Below are 20628 nucleotides of genomic sequence, written 5' to 3'. Positions count from 1 at the left end.
CCCCGTGACCACCGCCACCCGCCCCCGCAGGAGCCGCGGCCGCCGGGCCGCCGTCCGGCAGACACCGCTGCGCACCCACTGGCTGCTGCTGACCGTGCTCGTCCTCACCCTGGCGGCCGCGCTGCTGATCCAGGGCTACACCCGGCACATGTACGGGAACACCGCGGACGGTGCAGCCCGCGCCGACGGGAGCAGTGCGGCCGTCCCCGAGCAGGTGCGCACCGGCGGCCCGGTGATCGCCGCGTCCGAGGACGGTTCCGCCCGTACCGCCCGCCCGGCCACCGGGACGATCGCGCTCACCTTCGACGACGGCCCGGACCCGCGCTGGACCCCGCAGGTCCTCGACGTGCTCCGCCGCCACGGCGTGCACGCCACCTTCTTCACCGTCGGCACCCAGGTCGCCGACCACCCCGACCTCGCCCGCCGGATCGTCGCCGAGGGCCACCAGATCGGCGTGCACACCTTCACCCACGCCGATCTCTCGGCCGTCGCACCCTGGCGGCGCACGCTGGAACTCCGGGAGTCCCAGCTCGCCCTGGCCGGCGCCGCCGGAGTGACCAGCACGCTCTTCCGGCCGCCGTACTCCGCCGGGAACGACGCGCTCACCGACGCCGGCTGGGACGCCGTCCGGCAGGCCGGCCGGGACGGCTACCTCACCGTCCTCACCACGCTCGACAGCGAGGACTGGCGCCGCCCGGGTGTCGAGCAGATCATCGCCGGCGCCACCCCGAAGGGCCGCGACGGCCAGGTGGTGCTGATGCACGACGCCGGCGGCGACCGCGGCCAGACCGTGGCCGCCCTGGACGTCCTGCTGCCCCGGCTGCAGGCGGCCGGCTGGCGCTTCGACACCGTCTCCGCCGCCGTCGGCACGACCGACCCGGTGCACCCCGCGACCGCCGCCGAGCACTGGCAGGGCCTCGCCCTCGTCACCGTCCTCGGCGCCAGTTCGTGGGTGCTCGACCTGCTGGGCTGGCTCCTGTGGGCGGCCGGTGCGATCGGCGTGCTGCGTGCGATCGCCCTGCTGGTCGCGGCCCGCCGGCACAAGCGGCTACGGGCCCGCGGTTGGGGCCCGCCGATCACCGAGCCGGTCTCGGTGATCGTCCCCGCCTACAACGAGAGCGCCGGCATCGAGGCCGCCGTCCGCTCCCTGCTCGCCTCCGACCACCCGGTCGAGGTGATCGTCGTCGACGACGGCTCCACCGACGGCACCGCCGACCTCGTCGAATCCCTGAACCTCCCCTACGTCCGGGTCTTCCGGCAGCCCAACTCCGGCAAGCCCGCCGCACTCAACCTCGGCCTGCGCTACGCCCGCGCCGAGCTCGTGGTCATGGTCGACGGCGACACCGTGTTCGAGCCGGACGCCGTGCGGATGCTCGTCCAGCCCTTCGCCGACCGCCGGGTCGGCGCCGTCTCCGGCAACGCCAAGGTGGTCAACCGCGGCGGCCTGCTCGGCCGCTGGCAGCACATCGAGTACGTGGTCGGCTTCAACCTGGACCGCCGGCTCTTCGACCTCGCCGAGTGCATGCCCACCGTGCCCGGCGCGGTCGGCGCCTTCCGCCGCTCCGCCCTGCTGCGGATCGGCGGCGTCGCCGAGGAGACCCTCGCCGAGGACACCGACCTCACCATGGCGCTCTGCCGGGCCGGCTGGCGGGTCGTCTACGAAGAGCGGGCCAGGGCCTGGACGGAGGCCCCCGCCTCGCTCGGCGCCCTGTGGCGGCAGCGCTACCGCTGGTGCTACGGCACCCTGCAGGCCATGTGGAAGCACCGGGGCGCGCTCCGCCAGCGCGGCCAGGCCGGCAAGCTCGGCCGCCGCGGCCTGCTCTACCTGCTGATGTTCCAGGTCCTGCTGCCGCTGCTCGCCCCGGTGGTCGACGTCTTCACCCTGTACGGGCTGGTCTTCCTCGACCCCGTCCGGATCACCGGCCTCTGGCTGGCCTTCATGCTCGTGCAGGTCGCCATGGGCGCCTACGCCTTCCGGCTGGACGGCGAGAGGCTCGGCCCGCTCTGGACGCTGCCCCTGCAGCAGGTCGTCTACCGGCAGCTGATGTACCTCGTGGTGATCCAGTCCGTGTGCACCGCACTGGCCGGCTCCCGGCTGCGCTGGCAGCGGATGCAGCGCTACGGCAGCCTCTCCGTCCCGCCGCCCGCCGCCGGATCCGCGGCGGGCCGCTAGGGTGCACAGGTGCACGAGGCGGGCGCCGAGGCCCGGACCACGGAAGCGAGAGGAGCCGGACGGGTGATCGGACGCGCACTGAACGGCCGCTACGAGCTGACCGAGATACTCGGCGTCGGCGGCATGGCCACCGTCTACCGCGGCACGGACCACCAGCTCGGCCGGCAGGTCGCGGTCAAGGTGCTGAACGGCGGCCTGGCCGACGACCCGCGCTTCGCCGAGCGCTTCGGCCGCGAGGCCCAGCTCGCCGCGATGCTGGTCCACCCGCGGATCGTCATGGTCTTCGACTCCGGCGTCGACCAGGGCTCCCCGTACATCGTCATGGAGCTGGTGCAGGGCCGGACGCTCGGCCGGCTGCTCGCCGAGCAGCGGATCCTGCCGGTGGAGCGCGCCGTCGGCATCGCCGCCGCGGTCTGCGAGGCGCTGGAGGTCGCGCACCACGCCGGCCTGGTGCACCGCGACGTCAAGCCCGGCAACATCATGATCTCCGACGACGGCGGGGTGAAGGTGGTGGACTTCGGCATCGCCCGCGCCAACGCCTCCGCCGGTCAGCAGCTCACCCAGAGCGCCGCCGTCCTCGGCACCGCCTCCTACCTCTCGCCGGAGCAGGCCACCGCGGCCCCGCTGGACGGCCGCTCCGACCTCTACGCGGTCGGCTGCGTGCTCGCCGAGATGCTCACCGGCGCCCCGCCGTTCACCGCCGACACCCCCGTCGCGATCGCCTTCAAGCACGTCTCCGAGCAGCCCGCCCCCGTCTCGCTGCGCCGCCCGGAGATCCCGCCCGCGCTGGACGTCGCGATCATGCGGCTGCTGGCCAAGAACCCCGAGGACCGTCCGGCGGGCGTCGGCGCTGCCCGGGCCGAGCTGCTGGCCGCCGTGCCGGTCGCCGCGGCCCAGGACCGCACCAGCGAACTGCTCGGCGCCGCCACCCAGGTCATCCCGCCGGTGGCCGCCCAGCAGGGCGGCTTCCCGACGCCCCCGCCCTTCCCCGCCGCGGGCGGGCAGCCGTACGTGGAGCAGCAGCGCACCTCGCTGCTGCCGCAGATGGACATGCCGCCGTCCGCCGCCCCCGCCTGGGCCGACGACCAGGACGGGCCGGACGAGCCCGAGCGCCGCAACCCCTGGCTGCTGGCCGGCGCCGGCGCCGCCGTGCTGGTGGGCGTCGCCGCGGTCGCGGCCTTCGCGTTCAGCGGCGGCCCGGACGGCGAGGGCACCGCGGCGGCCGCGACCCCTGGTCCTTCGGTCTCCGTCACCGCCCCCGCGGTCCCCTCGCAGACGCCCACCCCGACGGCCTCGGCCTCGCCCTCCCGCTCGGCCTCGCCCTCCGCCGGCCGGCTGACCGCCGCGGCGGCGCTGGCCGACCTGCGCTCCGACGTCGCCGACACCGAGCTGGCCAAGGAGAAGGACCGCAAGGAGTCGCTGCTGCGCACCCTCGACGCGGCCTCGGAGGCGATCGGCGAGCAGGACTTCTCGGCCGCGGAGGACAAGCTGAAGTCGGCCCAGCGGACGGTCCGCGACCTCGGCAAGCGGCACGCGCTGCCGCCGGCGGTCCTCGCCTCCTGGCAGACCAGGCTCGCCGCGATCACCGCCGCGGTGCACGCCAAGGCGGACTGAGCGGCCCGCTCAGTCCGGGTCGGACGACCCCTCCGGCGTGCGGCCGATCCGGCGCCCCACCAGGTTGCGGGTCCGCCGGCTGACCGAGGTCGCGCCGGCGGTCAGGAAGATCAGCGTGTAGAGGATCTGCAACATCACGATGCCCCGGGCCTCCTGGCTGACCGGGGTGATGTCGCCGTAGCCGACCGTGGCCATGGTGATCACGGTGAAGTACAGGGCGTCCAGCCGGGTCGTCATGATGCCGTTGAACGTCCCCGGGGTCCGGGCCAGTGAGAGGTACGCCGTCGCGAAGACGATCAGGGCCGCGGCGATCAGCACCATGATGACGAAGGCGGGGTGACCCGGCCGCTCGGTGAGTTCGGACCAGATCTCGTGCATCAGCGCGGCGGCCAGGGCGACCAGCGCCACGGCGAACACCGTCCAACTGACCGCCGGGTGTTCCGGGCCGAACACCCCGATCGGCACCAGGAACCAGGCGGTCAGCATCAGCGCCGGCCCGCCGAGCATGGTCACCAGGCCCCACAGATTCGGACGCCGCCTCATGGCCGGACCTCCTCCGTCCCTCCTGCCGCACCGGTGCCCGGTTCGTCGAGCAGTTCGACCGCCGCGAGGACGGCCAGCAGCGCCAATCCGAGCCAGACCGCCACCTCGGCGGTCGGACGGTCCCAGAGCAGCAGCACGAGCACGGCCGCGCCGACCGCCGCCCAGCAGAGCGGTGCCTTGAACCGGTGCACGAAGCGGCCGACCGGGCCGGGCCGCAGCCCCATCCGCTCCGCGGCCGTGCGGACCCCGCCCAGCCCGGCCTCCCACAGCCCGCGCACCGCGCCCGCCGAGCGGCCCCGGCCGGACAGCCAGGCGCCCAGCGCGGCCAGCACGCCGAGCACGACCACCAGCTGGACGGCGTCCCGCAGGTAGCGGACGAGGGTGTCGTAGACCGCGGAGGCGGCGTCCTGGTCGACGCCCGCGGGCAGCCGGTCCAGGTAGACCGCCCGGAAGGCGGTCAGCCCGAGGCCGAGCAGCGCGGCCGCGGCGGCCGCCCCGAGGGCCGCGGCCACCGCCGCCCGGTGCCGCCGCACCGCGAGCAGCACCCCGCCCACCGCGCAGGCCGCCGCCAGCACCGCCACCCAGTACCCGGCCAGCGACAGCAGCCGCAGCAGCGTCCGGACGTGCGCCACCTGGTCGGACCTGACCAGCACGTACGAGGTGTGGATCTCCGGGATGCGCGAGGCCGCCGGCACGCCGTCGGCGACCAGCGCCTGCTTGGTGCGGTCGATCACCGGGGCGAGGTCGAGGGTGACGGTGTTCCCGCGGACCTCGACGGCGCCGCCGCCCTCGCCGGTGAGCGCCCGGTCGACGGCGGCGTGCGCGTCACGGTTGAGCCCGTCCCAGATCGCGGGGAAGGCGTCGCTGCGCACCAGCCGCTGCACCCCGTCGTGGACGAGCCCGGTGACGCCGCCCTCCAGTGCCGAGCCGAGCCGCTGCAGCAGCGCGCCCAGCAGCGGCGAGCCGCCGGGGACGAGGTCGGAGACCAGCGAGTCGACCGGGAACCGCTGGACGACGGCGGCGGTCACCCGGTTCGTCACGGCGGCCTGCACCGCCGGGTCGTGGGCGAGCGGCGCCATCGTCGCGACGTACCGGTCCGGGTCGCTGATCTCGGACTTCGCCCAGGCCGCGACGACCGCCGGGGGAGTGAGCAGCACCGCCAGCACGATCAGCACGGCGGCCGCTGCTGAGCGCAGTGGTCGCCGTGCCGGTGACGGTGCCGGAGCGGGCCCGTCGGGCCCGTCCGGCGTGCTGCTGGCCATCGGTGCCTCCACTCGGGAACGCGTTCGTCCCAGCAGACACCGGCTCCGGCGGTCGGGCCAGTCGGCGAGAACGGCGGGGGGCGCGGGCCCGCCGGTACGTCGGGTGACGTACCGGCGGCTCCGGGGTGGTCTCAGGCGTTGGTGGCCGACTTGTTGGTCTCGGCCGACGTGGTGATGCTGCTCGGGTTGACCGCCTGACGCGGCTGGTCGGCCGCGGTCGAGGAGGCGGTGGTGTTCTGGCCCTCGGCCTGGGCGTCGTCCTCGCGGAGCGCCTTGGTCTCGGCCTTGAGGATGCGCATGGACTTGCCGAGTCCACGGGCCATCTCCGGGAGCTTCTTCGAGCCGAACAGCAGGACGAGCACTGCCACCATCACGAGGATGTGCCAGGGCTCGAGACCGTTACGGAACATCCCTGACCACCGGTCCTTCCGAGGAGTTCTCGTCGCTTCTAGGACGTCGGACGGTTGTGCCCGACTCCGGCCAGTATGCCTGGCCGAGTCGTCGGGCGTATACACCGGCCCGGAAACCACGGTCAAAATGCAGGTGTTTCTTGGGTTGTGGTCTGGACCATTTCGGGCGCGGGACGGCTGGTCGGACCGGCCGGCAGGTGCTTCATGAGGCGGTGGGCGACCAGGGCGGCACCGATCAGGAAGACCGCACCGGCCACCGCGGCGACGTGCATGCCGTCGGCGAAGGCGTTCCGCGCCACCGCCAGCAGCTCGGCCCCGGTGCGGCCGCCGATCCCGGCCGCGGCGGTGACGGCTCCGCCGAGCGTGTCGTGCGCGGCCCGGGCGGCCTCGCCGGCCACCCCGGCGGGCATGCCGTCCGAGAGCCGCGACTTGTAGACCGCGGCGCCCGCCGTGCCGAGCACCGCGATGCCCAGCGAGCCGCCAAGCTCGGACGCCGTCTCGGAGGCGGCGGAGGCGGCGCCGGCCTGCTCGGGCGGCGCGGCCGAGACGACCATCTCGGTGGTGAGGGTCATGGTGCCGACCGAGCCGGCCGCGATCACCCCGGCCGCGGTGAGCGGCAGCCAGAGCGGGGTGTCCGGGCGGACGAGGACCATCAGTGCGTAGCCGCCCGCACCGGTCAGGAAGCCCGCGGTCATCAGGACGGCCGGCCGGACCCGCCCGGCCAGCGCGCCCACCGAGCCGGCGGGCGCCGCGACGCCGACCGAGGGCAGCAGCGCCCAGAGCGCGGCGGTCAGCGGGCTCATCCCCTTGACCAGCTGCAGGTACTGCGAGGTGTAGAGGGTGAAGCCCATCATCGCGAACATCGCCACGGTGTTGACGGTGATCGCCCCGGTGAAGGTGCGGATCCGGAACAGCGCGGGGTCGATCAGCGGGTGCTCGGCGGTGCGCAGCCGGCGGACGAGCGCGGCGGCGGCCAGTGCCCCGGCGGCCAGCGCGGCGAGCGGCGGCGCGGCCCAGCCGTCCATCGCGAGGGTCTTGACGCCGTACACCACCGGCAGGACGGCGGCGATCGACAGCGCGGCGCCGGGGAGGTCGAAACGGCCCTGCCGCGGTGCGCGGTACTCGGGCATCAGCAGCGGGGCCGCGACGAGCACCAGCAGCATCACCGGGACGGCGGCCAGGAAGGCCGAGCCCCACCAGAAGCGGTCCAGCAGCAGCCCGCCGGCCACCGGGCCGAGGGTGGCGCCGCCCATCAGCGCGGCCGTCCAGATGCCGAGCGCGGCCTGGCGCTGCTTGGGGTCGTGGAACATGTTGCGGATCAGCGCCAGCGTGGAGGGCATGACGGTGGCCCCGGCCACGCCGAGCAGCGCCCGGGCGGCGATCAACCCGCCGGCGCCGTCCGCCCGGGCCGCCAGCAGCGAGGCCGCGGCGAACCCGGCCGCCCCCAGCATCAGCAGCCGCCGCCGGCCGATCCGGTCGCCCAGCGCACCCATCGGGATCAGCAGCCCGGCCAGCAGGAACGAGTAGATGTCCATGATCCACAGCTGCTGGGTGCCGCTCGGCCGCAGGTCGGTGGAGATGAACGGGACGGCGAAGAAGAGCACGCCCATGTCCATGGTCAGGACGAGGGTCGGCAGCAGGAGGACGGCGAGTCCGGTCCATTCGCGTCGGCCGGCGAGGCCGTGGGTTGCGGTCATGGCAGTGACTGTACGAGCGTGTGAAACGCTTGTCTAGTACGAGCGTCTAAATCTCTCGTCTCACTCGATCGTGCAAGACGATCGTCCAGTCCGGCGGTAGCATCGGGGGCATGGGAAATCGCGAGGACCTGCTGGCCGGCGCCAAGCGCTGCCTTCTCGAGAAGGGCTACGGGCGCACCACCGCCCGGGACATCGCCTCGTCCGCGGGCGTCAGCCTGGCCGCCATCGGCTACCACTACGGCTCCAAGGACGCCCTGCTGACGCAGGCGATGATGGAGGCGATGGGGGAGTGGGGCGACGAGCTCGGCCGGGTGCTGGCCGCGCTCGGCGAGGAGACGGACCCTCGGGAGCGCTTCGTCGCCGCCTGGGACAAGGTCGTGGAGAGCTTCACCGAGCACCGCGGGCTGTGGGCGGTGCAGATCGAGATCCTCGCGCAGATGGAGCACTCGCCCGAGCTGCGCGAGGTGCTCGGCGGCGCGCAGAAGGAGGCCCGGCTCGGCCTCTCCGCGATGTTCCAGGGCGTGCCCGAGGTGCCCGACACCCCGGATGAGCTGGCCCGCGGCGCCTTCTACCAGGCACTGCTCGCCGGGCTCGCCACCCAGTGGCTGGTCTCCCCCGAACTCGCCCCGGACGGCAAGGAGTTCCTGGAGGGGCTCCGGCTGGTCGGTGCCGCCGTGCTGCCGGCCGCCGGCACCCGGTCGGCGGCCGGCTGACCGCCGTCAGTTGGTGACGGCGGTCAGCAGCACGACCGAGTCCTCGTGGGCGAGCAGGCCGTGCCGCTCCTGCGGGATGGCGTGCAGCTCGCCCGCCGACGCCTCCTGCTGGCGGCCGGCGATGGTCAGCGACACCCGGCCGCGCAGCACCAGCAGGCTGGCGGCGACCGGGGCGTTGTGCTCGTCCAGCGAGCTGCCCGCGGTCAGTGCGATGACGGTCTGCCGCAGGACGCCGTCGTGCAGCACCAGATGGGCGCTGCGCCCGTGCGGGTGGGCGGCGGCCAGTGCGGCGTGTTCGTCGGCGAGCGCGTCGATGTCGACGCGGACGGGTTCGGTCATCGCGGCCTCCTCGCGGCTCGGCGCTCCGATCCATCAGACACCTGTCAGGCATCCGGCCGCACCCGGACCCGCTCGGCGTGCGGGCCGTCCGGAGGGGCCCGATCGTGGATGCATGGCGACCAACCAGAAGTTCAGCAACGGATTCCGCGTCAACCGCACCATGCTCGGCACCGGCGTGGTCCTCGCCGGCATCGGCACCGTGCTCTCGCTGGCCGGCACGGCGATCGCGTGCGCGACCCTCGCCTCGGCGGGTCGCGACTACGTCAACCGGATGGAGACCCCGCCGAGCGAGCAGGCGCGCCGGGCGATGCAGCAGGCCAAGGCCGCCTCGATGGCCGGGCTGGAGGCCTGGCGGACCGAGGGCCGGACGGCCTCCGCAAACTGACCCCCGCCGCCGTCAGGGCCGGGGCACCGCCGCCCCGGCCTCCTGGCGCAGCGCCTGCTTGAGGATCTTGCCGGTCGGGTTGCGCGGCAGCGGCCCGTCGCGGAAGACCACGTGGGCGGGCACCTTGAACGCGGCCAGCCTGGCCGCCACGTGCGCGCGGACCTCCGCGGCGTCCGGCTCCGCACCGGTGTGCGCCACGACCACGGCCGCCACCTCCTCGCCGAGCAGCGGGTGCGGAACACCGACCACCGCGGCGTCCGCGATGCCCGGATGGCCCAGCAGCACGCCCTCGACCTCACCGCAGTAGACGTTCTCGCCGCCGCGGATCACCACGTCCTTCAACCGGTCCACCACCTGCACCTCGCCGTCGGCCAGCCGGGCGAGGTCGCCGGTGCGGAACCAGCCGTCGGCGGTGAACGCGGCGGCGGTCGCGTCCGGGTCGCCCCGGTAGCCGCCGAACACCGGCTGGCCGCGCAGCAGCAGTTCGCCGATCTCGCCGTCCGGCAGCGGAGCCCCCTCCGCGTCCGCGATCCGCACCTCCACCGCGGGGCACGGCCGGCCGATCGACTCGGGCCGGGCCAGGTAGCGGGCGCCCACCTGGGCCGTCACCCCGCCGCAGGTCTCGGTGAGGCCGTAGCCGTTGCGGGCCTCCACCCGGCCGCCGAACTGCCGGGCGATCCGCCCCGCGAGACCCGGCGGGGCCGGGGCGCCGCCGGTGCTGATCATGGTCAGACCCGTCAGCGGGTCGCCGGCGGACTCCGCCGCGTCCAGCAGGCCGAGCGCCGTGGTCGGCACCCCGGCGAAGATCGTGACCCGGTGGCGGGCGATCAGCTGCCGGGCCGCGTCCGGGTCCCAGCGGTCCATCAGCACCGCCGTGCCGCCCGCGGCCATCGCCAGGAACACCGAGGTGAAGGCCGCGACGTGGAAGAACGGGAAGGTCATCAGCACCGTCGGCGGCGCCGCGGCCGCCGGTGAGTCACCCCGGAGGAGTGCCGCGCCCGCCGCGAAGAACCGCGGGGTGTGCGCGCCGGCGCACCAGTTGGCGTGGCTGGCGGCCACGCCCTTGGGCCGGCCCGTGGTGCCCGAGGTGTAGATCAGCGTGGCCGGGTCGTCCGGGCCGACGGCCGGACCGGGGGCGGGCGGGCCGCTCGGCGGCAGGTCCTCGAAGCGGTCGTGCGGGCCGTCGCTGCCGTCGGCGCCGACGGTGAGCAGCGGCACCCCGCGGGCCGCCGCCCAGGCGGCCGTCCGCGCGGCCCGTTCCTGATCGGCGACGACCAGGCCGGGCACGCAGTCGTCCAGCGCCCGGGCCAGCTCCTGCGGCCCCCACCAGGCGTTCAGCGGGACGGCGACCAGGCCCGCGGCCTGGGCCGCCCAGAACGCGACCTGCCACTCGGGCAGGTTGCGCATCGCGATCGCCACCCGGTCGCCCGGGCGCAGCCCGTACACCGTGCGGAAGCGGTGGGCGAGGGCCGAGGCCGCGGCGTGGTGCTCGGCGAAGCTCCAGGTGCGTCCGCCCGCCACCAGGAACGGGCGGTCGCCGTGGGCGAGGGTGGCGTCGAACACCTCCCGCAGGGTGCGGGGGCCGCGGACGTACCGCGGCCCCCGCGGGCCGGGTTCCGCCTCGAACGGCGCGCCGGGCGCGGCCAGCGCCGCGTGGGCGCGGGCGACGGCGGCGAGCGAGTCCTCCGGTGCGGCGGTCATCGGCCCTCCGGCCTCACAGGCCGAGCGACTTGGCGATGATGGTCTTCATGACCTCGCTGGTGCCGCCGTAGATCCGGAACACCCGGTTGTCGGTGTAGAGGCGGGCGATCGGGTACTCCAGGATGTAGCCGTAGCCGCCGTGCAGCTGCAGGCACTTGTCGATCACGTCGGAGGCCGACTCGGTGCAGAACAGCTTGGCGGCCGCCGCGTCCGCGACCGTCAGGTCGCCGTTCTGGTAGAGCTCCAGGGCGCGGTCGACCATCGACTGCTGGGCGACCACCTGGGCCTCGCAGTCCGCCAGGGTGAACTTGGTGTTCTGGAACTCGGCGACGGCCTGGCCGAAGACCTTGCGGTCCTTCACGTACTGCACCGCGAAGCGCACCGCGGCGGCCGCCGCGGCGTACGCGCCGACGGCGATCGCCAGGCGCTCCTGCACCAGGTTGTGGGTGAGGTAGCTGAACGCCTTGCCCTCCTCGCCCAGCAGGTCCTCCACCGGCACCTTGACGTCGGTGAAGGAGAGCTCGGCGGTGTCGGAGGTGCGCAGGCCGATCTTCTGCAGCTTCCGGCCGACCGCGTAGCCCTCGGACGTGGTGTCCACGCAGAGGATCGACAGGCCCGCCCTGCGGTTCGCCGGGTCGTACGGGGCGGTGCGGGCCACCACCAGGACGAGGTCCGCCAGCACGCCGCCGGTGATGAAGGTCTTGGCGCCGTTCAGGACGTAGTGGGTGCCGTCCTCGGAGAGCTTCGCCGTGGTCGCGATGCCGGCCAGGTCGGAGCCCGCGCCCGGCTCGGTCATCGCGATCGCCGTCATGATGTCGCCGGAGACGAAGCCGGGCAGCCAGCGCTGCTTCTGCTCCTCGTTCGCGTACTCCAGCAGGTACGGAAGCACCAGGCCGGTGTGCACGCCGGACGAGCCGAAGCTCACGCCCGCCCGGGCGACCTCCTCGGTGACGACCGCCTGGTACTTGAAGCCGCTCTCGCCGGCGCCGCCGTACTCCTCCGGCACCTCGATGCCGTACACGCCGAGGGCGCCGAGCTTGCGGTAGAAGTCGCGCGGCGGGTGGCCGGCCGCCTCCCAGCTCTCGTAGACCGGGACGACCTCCTTGGTGATGAAGTCCCGGATGGTCGCCCGGAACGCCTCGTGGTCCTCGTTGAACACCGTCCGGCGCACGGCGGCACTCCCTTCGTTCGGCGGCTGATCGCCAGACAAGTTAATCGCCGGTAGCTGTGGCTGTAAAGCATCCGGGCGGCTTTTCCTCGCAGGTCACAGGCGCATAAGTGAATCCTTGCTACCCTGGCGTCGATCATCGGCGAGGTGGAGGAGCGCACGTGGCGGCGGAGCGCGTACCCGGGGCGGGCGCGGCGGGGCGGGTGGTGCGCCGACCGCCCGGACGGAAGGCGCAGATCCTCGCCGCCGCCGCGGAGCAGTTCCACCGGCGCGGCTACCACCTGGTGTCCATGGCCGACGTCGCCGCCGAGGTCGGCATCACCGCCCCCGCGCTCTATCGGCACTTCCGCAGCAAGCCCGAACTGCTGCTGCGCGCCGTCGACACCGACCTCCAGGCGCTGCGGACGGCCGTGCGGGCGGGCGGCGGCAGCCCCGCCGACCTGTGCGCCGCACTCGCCCCGGCCGCCGTCGACCACCGGGCCCTCGGCACCCTCTGGCACCGCGACGCCCGGCTGCTCGCCCCCGCGCAGCGCGCCGCACTCCGCCGGGAGCTGCGCACCGACGTCCGCGCGATGGCCCGCACCCTCGCCCGCTCCCGTCCCGAACTCTCCGCCGAACAGGCCGAGTTCCTCTGCTGGTCGCTGCTCTCCGGGTACGGCAGCCTCTCGTACCACACCTTCGCGCCGCCGCGGCGTTGGTTCGAGACGCTGCTGCGGCGGATCGGCGGCGAGCTGCTCGCCGTCGCCCCGCGGGCCGAGGACCGTGCCGGGCCGCCCGCCGCACCCGCCGTACAGCCCGCCGCCCCGGCCGCCGGCGAGTCCCGCCGGGAGGAACTGCTGCTCGCCGCCGTCCGGCTGTTCCACGAGCGCGGCTTCGACAACGTCTCCACCGACCGGATCGGCGCCGCCGTCGGCATCGCCGGGCCCAGCGTCTACAAGCACTTCGCCACCAAGGCCGAGCTGCTCGCCGCGGCGCTCGTCCGCAGCCGCGAGCGGCTCTGGCACGAGGTCGAGGGGGCGATCGCCGACAGCACCGGCCCGGCCGCGGCACTGGACGCCGGCCTGCGCTCCTACCTGGACTTCGCCCGCCGGCACAGCCACTACCTCGGCGCGATGCTCAGCGAGACCGAACGGCTCGACCCGGCCGACCGGCGGGCCGCCGTCGACTTCCGCCGGGACTTCCTGCGGGTCTGGGTCGGCCTGCTCCAGCAGGTGCGGCCCGACTACGACACCGCCGAGGCCCGGATCCGGGTGCACGCCATGTTCGCCGTCGTCAACGACGGCGTCCGGCACCGCCCGGGCGGCAGCGGGACCGCCGCGGCCGGACTGCTGGAGCCCGCCGCCCGCGCCGTCCTCGGACTGCCCGCGGCCTCCGCACCCGGTACGGGAAAAGAGCTGGTCGACGGATAGTCGTACTGGCAGAATCCGGCCTCATGTCCCAAGGTCTGCCGCCCGCCGACAATCTGCGTACGACCGAGGTCGACCTCGGCGGGCTGGTGAGCGTGCTCGCCACCCACCTCTACTCCACCCCGCTGGTCGCCCTGCGCGAACTCGTCCAGAACGCCCACGACTCGCACACCCGCCGCCGGCTGGAGGACCCGGAGTCCACCGCCGCCCCGGTGATCCGCGTCCGGGCCGACGCCGCCCGCCGCACCCTCACCGTCGAGGACACCGGCGCGGGCCTCACCGAGCCCGAGATCCACGCCTACCTCGCCACCGTCGGCACCGGCTACACCCGGATGCTGCGCGACCTGACCGGCAACCAGGACCTCATCGGCGCCTTCGGCCTCGGCTTCCTCTCCGCCTTCTCGGTCGCCGACGAGGTCACCGTCACCACCACCTCGCACCGCGAACCCGGCCTCGGCCACCGCTACCGCAGCCGCGGCGGAGAGCAGTACAGCGTCGAACCGGTCGAACCGCGGCCCGCCCCCGGCACCGCCGTCGAACTCCGCCTCAAGGCCGAACACGGCCACCTCGCCGACGAGGAGGCGCTGCGCGAGGTCCTCGGCCGCTACTGCGTCCTGCTGCCGATCCCGGTGCACGTCGGCGAGGACGAACGCCCCGTCAACGACGTCCCGGTGCCCTGGCGGCAGGACGTCGACGGCGACCCGCACACCGCCCGGATGCGCTTCGCGTCCGCCTTCGGCCGCCGCTTCGAGCCGCTCACCGCCTTCCCCGTCGCCCCGGTCGAGGGCGCCACCGACGCCGTCGGCCTGCTCTGGGTCCAGGACGGCGGCACCTACGGCTCCACCGACAACCGCGACCTCGCCGTCTACCTGCGCGGCATGCTGCTCGCCGACGACGCCCGCGACCTGCTGCCCAGCTGGGCCGGGTTCATCGGCGGCGTCGTCGAGTCCAGCCGGCTCACCCCCACCGCCAGCCGCGAGGACCTGCAGCGCGACGAGCACTACCGCGCCCTGCAGAAGGCCCTCGCCGACGCCGTCGTCGACGGCCTCTACGAGACCGCCCGGCTGCACCCCGCCGCCTGGCGCCGCATCCTCGCCCGGCACGGCCAGGACCTCCTCGGTGCCGCCCTCTGCGACGACCGCCTCTTCACCCTGCTCGCCGACGACGTCCCCGTCCCCACCTCCCAGGGCGACCTCACCGCCGGCGCCCTGCGCGCCGCCGGACGCGGCGCCCTGCACGTCGCCCTCGGCAGCGGCGGCGGCTTCGAGGAGATGCTCTACCGCGCCATGCAGGTGCCGATCGCCCGCGGCGACCGGTACGCCGTCCTTCCGTTCCTGCGGCGCTACGCCCAGCTCAAGGACTGCCGGATCGTCGAACTCGGCAGCGAGAGCGGCAACCGCGAACTCTTCCGCGACCCCGCGGAGCCGCTCGCCGCGGAGGAGACCGCCTGGCTCGCCGCCGCCCTCGCCGACGACGGCGAACAACTCGTACCCGCCCGCTTCGACCCGCCCGGGCTGCCGCTCGTCCTCGTGCCCGACCGGGAGGCCGAACGCAAGGCCCGTATCGAGGACGACCAGGCGGACGCCCGGATCCCCTCCGCGGCGCTGCGGCTCGCCCGGGCCTTCACCGCCCGCACCGACGGCACCGTCAAGGCCCGGCTCTACCTCAACCTCGCCTCGCCGGCCGTCCAGGACCTGCTCACCGCCTACCGCGCCGGGCACACCGGGAGCGCCACCGCCGCGGGGCTGCTGCGGTCGCTCAAGGTGATCATGGCCGCCGCGGGCGGCTCCGCCAACGGCGACCTCACCGCGGCCCTCGCCGGCATCGGCACCGCGGTGGCCGCGCTCACTTGGGCTTGAGGCCAGCTCTGCAGGGGCGCGTGGGGTACCCCCAGCGCCCCTGTGTGGTGCATCCATCTCATGGAGGAGTTCGTACGGTATGACCACCGACATCTGGGCCTGGGTGCGGGACACCCACGAGCAGCTGTCCGAGGCGGGCCACCACCGGCTCGCCGCCGCCCTGGTGGAGATCGCCGGGCACGCCGTCGAGGGCCGCAACGAGCAGCTCGACGCGATGTACCCGGAGGCGCTCGCCTCCGCCCGGGCGCTCGGCCTGCCGTGGGTCGAGGTGTTCCTGCGGCACTGGCGGATGCAGAACCTGCTGAACAAGCGCCACCAGGGCGAGGCCGCGATGGCCGAGGCCGTCGACCTGCTGGAGTTCGCGCACCGCGAGGAGACCGCCTCGTGCCCCCAGTCGGTCTGCGCCGTGCAGGACTTCACCATCTGCCACGCCAACATCGACGGCCCCGGCTACGTCGCCGAGCGGCTGGCCGTGCTGGAGGAGACGCTGGCCCGGGTCGAGCCCGCCCGAGCCTGCTTCGACTGCCTGTCCCGGGAGTACGCCGACACCCTGGAGGACGACGGCCGGCCCGCCGACGCCCTCACCCACCTGGACCGCGCCCAGGCCCGGATCCAGGCGGCCGGCGACCAGGTCTCGCTGGCCTTCGGGCACAGCCGGGCCACCGCGCTGCTGAACCTCGGCCGCCCCGAGGACGCCCTGGCGGCCTACGACACCGCGGAACGGGCCTACGCGGCCCGCCACCAGCTCGACGACGACGACCGACGCAAGCTCGCCGCCGGCCGGGCCGTCGCCCTGGCCGCGCTCGGCCGCAGCGCGGAGGCGCTGGAGCAACTGCCGGACGGCGAGGAGGCGGACCGCTACCCCGACATCCGCCACCGCTGGGCGACCGCGGTGCAGACCCTCGCCGAGGCCGGTGCGCTGCCGCACGGCGAGCTCGACAACGACGCCGCCCTCGGCGTCCGGCTCGCCCGGTGGGTGGCCTACCTGGACACCGCCGGCTCGCACCGGCCCTGCCTGGACCTGCTGCTGATCGCCGGCCGGCTGGCCGTCGCCCGCGGCGCCCGGACGGTCGCCCTCACCCTCGCCGCCACCGGCGAGCGCAAGCTCGGGCAGCTGCGCCGCACCGACGGCGTCGCCGAACGGCTCGCCGGGCTGAGGGCCGCCGCCGAGGCGCTGCCGCTGCCCGAGATCCCGGTGCCGGCCGCCGAACTCCCGGAGTGGCTCGGCACCCGCCGGGTCACCTTCGAGCAGGCGCTGGACCACTTCACCGCGGCGAGCGCCGAGTCGGCCGGGGCCGCGGCGGCGCTCGTCCTGCAGCGGGCGCGGGCGCTGGACGCGCTCGGCCACCCGCGGGCCGCCGCCGACCTGCTCTGGGCCCGCCTCGACGAGGACCCGGCGGACGAGCACCTGCCCGGCATGCTCGGCCAGGTGCTGATCGACGCCGAGGACGCCGACGGCGTCCGCCGGCTCGCCGACCGGCTGATGCCCGCCAACCCCTCCGAGGCGCACTGGATCCGGGCCCGCTGGGCCGCCGAGCAGGGCCGCTGGGAGGAGGTCGGCGAGCACTGCGACGGCGTCCTTTCGCACGAGCCGGACGCGCTGAACACCCGCCGGCTCGCCGCCACCGCGGCCACCCGCCTCGGCGACCATGCGCGGGCCCAGCGGCTCTACCAGGAACTGCTGGAGCACGCGGTGCCCGCCGACCGGGCGGGCGAGGACGAGGAGCACCGCACCGTCCAGGAGCCCGACCTGTGGCACCTGATCACCGCCGCGACCGCCAACCGGGACTGGGCGGTCGTCCGCAGCACCGGCGCGCTGATCGGCATCGAGTTCGACGCCGACGAGGGCCCGGTGGACGAGGAGTGGCAGATGGTCACCGTCCGCACCACCCGCGCCAACGGGGCGAGCGTGGACCTGCCCGCCGTCCGCACCGGGCCGGCCACCGCGCGGATCGTGCCGGTGCTCGGCGAGGACGTGCCGCTCAACCACCGGGACGTCGTCGTCTTCGGTCCGGCCGTGCTCAACGAGCGCCCCGAGGACGGGACCGAGCGCGAGTCGTGGCGCCCGGTCTTCCGGCAGCTGGCGCTGCTCGACCCGGCCGGCTACACCACGCACTGGCTGGACGGCGCCTGGCCCGGCGAGGACGCCTGGTTCGCGCTCCGCGGCGCGCTCGCCGAGGAGCGCTACGGGCTGTGGGCCTACAGCGGCGACCAGTACGCCGTCACCGACCCGGCCGGCGGGGACACCGGCCTGCCCGGCGTCTACGCCGCCCTCGGCGTGCCGCCGACCGCCACCTCGGCGGACGCCGACGCGCTGCTGCAGCGGCTGACGGCGGACTGGGAGCACCCGCTGAGCTGGCTCGACCTGGCGAAGGCGGCGGGCGCGGACACCGCCCGGCACGAGGACGTCGTGCGCCGGTACGGACTCTGAGGCGCGGGGGCACCGGCCGGACCGGTGCCCCGCCCCGGGGGCGGATGTCCGTGATGTCCGTCACGTCCGCCCGCCGGCCCTGCGGTTGCCGCGCCCCCGGCCCCGGTGGACATGTGCGTCCGCGCGTTCGATCGGGCAAGGTGGGGCGCAGGATCGGAGCGTGGCCGGCGCGGCCACCAGGGGCGGCGAGGAGTGGCGGACGTGCCGAAGCGGGGCCGGCCGGGCGGCGGCAAGAAGGCCAGGAGCGGCCGCGGACCCGCCCCGGCCCCCGCCGCGGCGCCCGCGGACCGGGCACCGGAGCGGGCCGTCCGCGGCCCGGCCGGGCAGGCGCCGCCCACCGAGGGCCTGCTCGGGCCCGCCGTCCCCGCCGCGTCGCCGCGGACCGCGGTGCCGCTCGCCCCGCCGCCCCCGCCGACCGAGGGCCTGCTCGCCCCCGCCGGCGGACCCGAGGACACCCTCACGCCGGAGGACTGGCGCGCCGCCGGCTACACCCCGGCACACGGCGTGGACCTCTCCGAGCTGCAGGCGGGCGCCCCCGGGTCCGCGCCCTGGCCGGACCGGATGCGCACCCTGCTGCGCACCCCGATGACCGAGCGGCCCGCCTTCGAGCGGACCCCGCGCGACCTGCACCCGTCGGCCGCCCGGCACGTCCCCCGGGTGCTCGACCTCACCCTGCGGATCGGCGAACTGCTGCTCGCCAGCGGCGAGGCCGCCGAGGACGTCGAGGCGGCGATGCTGGGCATCGCGCACGCCTACCGGCTCGACCACTGCGAGCCGCAGGTCACCTTCACGCTGATCTCCATCTCCTACCACCCGTCGCTGATCGACCCGCCGGTGAGCGCCGCCCGGACGGTCCGCCGGCGCACCTCCGACTACACCCGGCTGGCCGCGGTGCACCGGCTGGTCGCGGACATCACGGCGGAGAAGATCCCGGTCAACGACGCCTACCGGCGGCTCGCCGTGATCCGCCGCAACCGGCACCCCTACCCGGTCTGGCTGCTGGCGCTGGCCACCGGACTGCTGGCGGGCGCGGCGACCTTCCTGGTCGGCGGGCGGATCGACGGCAAGGCGTGGCTGGTGTTCGCCGGCGCCTTCCTCGCCGCGGTGGTCGGCGACCGGCTGGCCTCGACGATCGCCCGGCGCGGGCTGCCGGAGTTCTACCAGTTCGTGGTCGCGGCGACGCCGGCCGCGCTGATCGGCATCGTGCTCTCCTTCAACGACCTGCACCTGCGCGGCTCGGTGGTGATCACCGGCGGCCTGTTCGCGCTGCTGCCCGGCCGGGCGCTGGTCTCCGCCGTCCAGGACGGCCTGACCGGCTTCTACATCACCGCCGCCGCCCGCCTGCTGGAGGTGCTCTACCTGATCGCCGGCATCGTGATCGGCGTGATGTCGGTGCTGTACCTCGGCGTCAACTACAACGCCAAGCTCCGCCCGGACGAGTCGATCGGCGGCGCCGTCGACCCGCCGATCCAGCTGCTCGCCGCGATGGTGCTGGCGCTGGCTTTCGCGGTGCTGCTGCAGACCGAGCGGCGGACGCTGCCGATGGCCGTGCTGATGAGCGGCATCGGCTGGTCGACGTACGGCGTGCTGACGAACGCCGGGGTCTCGCCGATCGCGGCGACCGGCGCCGCGGCCGGCCTGGTCGGCCTGTTCGGCCAGCTGACGGCCCGCTACCGGCGGGCCTCCGCGCTGCCCTACGTGACGGCGGCGATCGGCCCGCTGATGCCCGGTTCGGCGCTCTACCTCGGCATGCTGGCCTTCGCGCAGGGGCACGCCAGCGCCGGGCTGGTCTCGGTCACCCGGGCCGCCGCGCTGGCGATGGCCCTGGCGGTCGGCGTCAACCTGGGAGGTGAGGTCGCCCGGCTCTTCCTGAAGACCCCCGGCGCGACCGATCCGCTCGCGCCCCACCTGCTCGTCCCCCGCCGGGCCGCCAAACGCACCCGCGGGTTCTGACCGGTCGTTGGCCCCTCGACGCCCCGGAGCACCACCCGAGAACGAAGGCACCACCCGTGATCAACGACCTGCTGGACGGCTACCGCGAGCACATCGTCGACGCGCACAAGCAGCCGCTCTTCCTGCTGCTCGTCGGCTTCATCGTGTCCTTCGTCGGCATCCGCTTCAGCGTGCGGATGATCCGCGCCCAGGTGCGCTGGTGGCCGGGCAACATCACCCCGGGCGGACTGCACATCCACCACATGGTGTTCGGGCTGGGCTTCCTGCTGGTCGGCGGGATCGGGGTGTTCGCCACCAACGGCGGCCACCCCTGGATCGACTGGTTCGGGCTGTGCTTCGGCATCGGCTGCGGCCTGGTGCTGGACGAGTTCGCGCTGATCCTGCACCTGGACGACGTCTACTGGAGCGAACAGGGCCGCAAGTCCGTGGACGCCGTGGTGCTCGTCCTGCTCGGCACGGCGCTGCTGCTCACCGGCTACGTCCCGCTCGGCGTCGTGCCCGGCCAGACCTCCGCGACGGGCGAGGGCCGCTGGGGCCTGGTCGCGGTGATCTCGGTGAACGCGCTGGTCTCGGTGGTCGCCCTGGTCAAGGGCAAGCTGTGGACGGGCCTGCTCGGCATCATGGTGCCCGGCCTCGCCTGGGTCGGTGCCGTCCGCCTCGCCAGGCCGGGCAGCCCGTGGGCCCGCTGGCGCTACCGCTCCCGGCCGCGCCGGATGCAGCGCGCGGTGCGCCGCGAGCGGCGGCTGCACGCCCGCGCCGACGTGGCCCGCACCTGGCTGTTCGACCTGATCGCGGGCGCCCCGGACAAGGTGCCCGCGCACCACACCGCCACCCACCGGGTCGCCGAGCGGATGGCCGCCCGGGCCACCGCCCACCTCGACGTGCAGCACGCCCGGGCGCTCGCCCCCCGCTCGGCCCGGCTCGCCGACCGGCGGGCGGCCTGCGTGGCCGCCGCCCGCCGCACCCGAGGGGCC

The 20628-nt window shown here is 75.0% G+C and carries 16 protein-coding genes; 9 read left to right on the top strand and 7 right to left on the bottom strand.

Translation table 11 applies throughout. The features are described from left to right. The first annotated feature begins 4 nt into the window (after positions 1-4). Together ABD353_RS07920 and ABD353_RS07915 are read left to right on the top strand one after the other, a co-directional pair. Complete coding sequence (locus ABD353_RS07920; protein ID WP_344622767.1) at positions 5-2173, top strand: bifunctional polysaccharide deacetylase/glycosyltransferase family 2 protein; 2169 nt, start codon at positions 5-7, stop codon at positions 2171-2173. 63 nt (positions 2174-2236) lie between these two features. Continuing rightward, positions 2237-3787 carry a protein kinase domain-containing protein gene (locus ABD353_RS07915; RefSeq protein WP_344622766.1) on the top strand — a complete coding sequence of 517 codons (1551 nt, stop codon included), beginning with the start codon at positions 2237-2239 and terminating at the stop codon, positions 3785-3787. A 9-nt stretch (positions 3788-3796) separates the two neighbouring features. Here the strand turns inward: ABD353_RS07915 and ABD353_RS07910 are convergent, their stop codons facing one another. The 4 genes from ABD353_RS07910 to ABD353_RS07895 form a co-directional block, all read right to left on the bottom strand. Further along, entirely contained in the window at positions 3797-4330 is a 534-nt protein-coding gene (locus ABD353_RS07910) for a potassium channel family protein (RefSeq protein WP_344622765.1), read from the bottom strand. Continuing rightward, positions 4327-5592: a hypothetical protein gene (locus ABD353_RS07905; protein ID WP_344622764.1), complete on the bottom strand. Its 1266-nt coding sequence runs from the start codon at positions 5590-5592 to the stop codon at positions 4327-4329. The genes ABD353_RS07910 and ABD353_RS07905 overlap by 4 nt, the downstream gene beginning before the upstream one ends. Positions 5593-5723: 131 nt before the next feature. Continuing rightward, positions 5724-6002, bottom strand: a complete 279-nt coding sequence (gene tatA / locus ABD353_RS07900) for a Sec-independent protein translocase subunit TatA (RefSeq protein WP_344622763.1) — start codon at positions 6000-6002, stop codon at positions 5724-5726. Positions 6003-6124: 122 nt separating this feature from the next. Then, on the bottom strand, positions 6125-7699 hold the full coding sequence (locus ABD353_RS07895) for an MFS transporter (RefSeq protein ID WP_344622762.1): 1575 nt from the start codon (positions 7697-7699) through the stop codon (positions 6125-6127). A 110-nt stretch (positions 7700-7809) separates the two neighbouring features. Between ABD353_RS07895 and ABD353_RS07890 the strand changes: the two genes are divergently transcribed. Further along, entirely contained in the window at positions 7810-8412 is a 603-nt protein-coding gene (locus tag ABD353_RS07890) for a TetR/AcrR family transcriptional regulator (RefSeq protein ID WP_344622761.1), read from the top strand. A 6-nt stretch (positions 8413-8418) separates the two neighbouring features. On the opposite strand, the gene ABD353_RS07885 is transcribed toward ABD353_RS07890, so the two are convergent. Next, on the bottom strand, positions 8419-8751 hold the full coding sequence (locus ABD353_RS07885; RefSeq protein WP_344622760.1) for a cupin domain-containing protein: 333 nt from the start codon (positions 8749-8751) through the stop codon (positions 8419-8421). Between the two features lie 112 nt (positions 8752-8863). Here ABD353_RS07885 and ABD353_RS07880 point away from each other — a divergent pair, with 112 nt between their 5' ends. Beyond that, entirely contained in the window at positions 8864-9136 is a 273-nt protein-coding gene (locus ABD353_RS07880) for a hypothetical protein (RefSeq protein WP_344622759.1), read from the top strand. 12 nt (positions 9137-9148) lie between these two features. On the opposite strand, the gene ABD353_RS07875 is transcribed toward ABD353_RS07880, so the two are convergent. After that, positions 9149-10837, bottom strand: a complete 1689-nt coding sequence (locus ABD353_RS07875; protein WP_344622758.1) for a class I adenylate-forming enzyme family protein — start codon at positions 10835-10837, stop codon at positions 9149-9151. Positions 10838-10850: 13 nt separating this feature from the next. Continuing rightward, positions 10851-12008, bottom strand: coding sequence for an acyl-CoA dehydrogenase family protein (locus ABD353_RS07870; RefSeq protein ID WP_344622757.1), 1158 nt, complete (start codon positions 12006-12008; stop codon positions 10851-10853). A 158-nt stretch (positions 12009-12166) separates the two neighbouring features. Between ABD353_RS07870 and ABD353_RS07865 the strand changes: the two genes are divergently transcribed. The 5 genes from ABD353_RS07865 to ABD353_RS07845 form a co-directional block, all read left to right on the top strand. After that, positions 12167-13414, top strand: a complete 1248-nt coding sequence (locus ABD353_RS07865) for a TetR/AcrR family transcriptional regulator (RefSeq protein WP_344622756.1) — start codon at positions 12167-12169, stop codon at positions 13412-13414. A gap of 23 nt (positions 13415-13437) precedes the next feature. Further along, on the top strand, positions 13438-15270 hold the full coding sequence (locus ABD353_RS07860; RefSeq protein ID WP_344622755.1) for an ATP-binding protein: 1833 nt from the start codon (positions 13438-13440) through the stop codon (positions 15268-15270). 79 nt (positions 15271-15349) lie between these two features. After that, the gene (locus tag ABD353_RS07855; protein WP_344622754.1) at positions 15350-17701 is read left to right on the top strand and encodes a hypothetical protein; all 2352 of its coding nucleotides are present in this window, start codon (positions 15350-15352) and stop codon (positions 17699-17701) included. 192 nt (positions 17702-17893) lie between these two features. After that, a complete protein-coding gene (locus ABD353_RS07850) occupies positions 17894-19654 on the top strand; it encodes a threonine/serine exporter family protein (protein WP_425555098.1) in 1761 nt (586 codons plus the stop codon). 56 nt (positions 19655-19710) lie between these two features. Then, positions 19711-20628: hypothetical protein (locus tag ABD353_RS07845; RefSeq protein WP_344622752.1), on the top strand; the 918-nt coding region annotated here is incomplete at its 3' end.

The organism is Kitasatospora arboriphila (genome assembly GCF_039528095.1).
Lineage (GTDB): Bacteria > Actinomycetota > Actinomycetes > Streptomycetales > Streptomycetaceae > Kitasatospora > Kitasatospora arboriphila.
This window is presented reverse-complemented; position numbering and strand designations above follow the sequence as displayed.

Bases quoted from the DNA above. Each gene is read 5' to 3' on its own strand.
- ABD353_RS07875 (WP_344622758.1), bottom strand. From the start codon at position 10,837: ATGACCGCCGCACCGGAGGACTCGCTCGCCGCCGTCGCCCGCGCCCAC.
- ABD353_RS07885 (WP_344622760.1), bottom strand. From the start codon at position 8,751: ATGACCGAACCCGTCCGCGTCGACATCGACGCGCTCGCCGACGAACAC.
- ABD353_RS07910 (WP_344622765.1), bottom strand. From the start codon at position 4,330: ATGAGGCGGCGTCCGAATCTGTGGGGCCTGGTGACCATGCTCGGCGGG.
- ABD353_RS07860 (WP_344622755.1), top strand. From the start codon at position 13,438: ATGTCCCAAGGTCTGCCGCCCGCCGACAATCTGCGTACGACCGAGGTC.
- ABD353_RS07895 (WP_344622762.1), bottom strand. From the start codon at position 7,699: ATGACCGCAACCCACGGCCTCGCCGGCCGACGCGAATGGACCGGACTC.
- ABD353_RS07890 (WP_344622761.1), top strand. From the start codon at position 7,810: ATGGGAAATCGCGAGGACCTGCTGGCCGGCGCCAAGCGCTGCCTTCTC.
- ABD353_RS07855 (WP_344622754.1), top strand. From the start codon at position 15,350: ATGACCACCGACATCTGGGCCTGGGTGCGGGACACCCACGAGCAGCTG.
- ABD353_RS07880 (WP_344622759.1), top strand. From the start codon at position 8,864: ATGGCGACCAACCAGAAGTTCAGCAACGGATTCCGCGTCAACCGCACC.
- ABD353_RS07905 (WP_344622764.1), bottom strand. From the start codon at position 5,592: ATGGCCAGCAGCACGCCGGACGGGCCCGACGGGCCCGCTCCGGCACCG.
- tatA (WP_344622763.1), bottom strand. From the start codon at position 6,002: ATGTTCCGTAACGGTCTCGAGCCCTGGCACATCCTCGTGATGGTGGCA.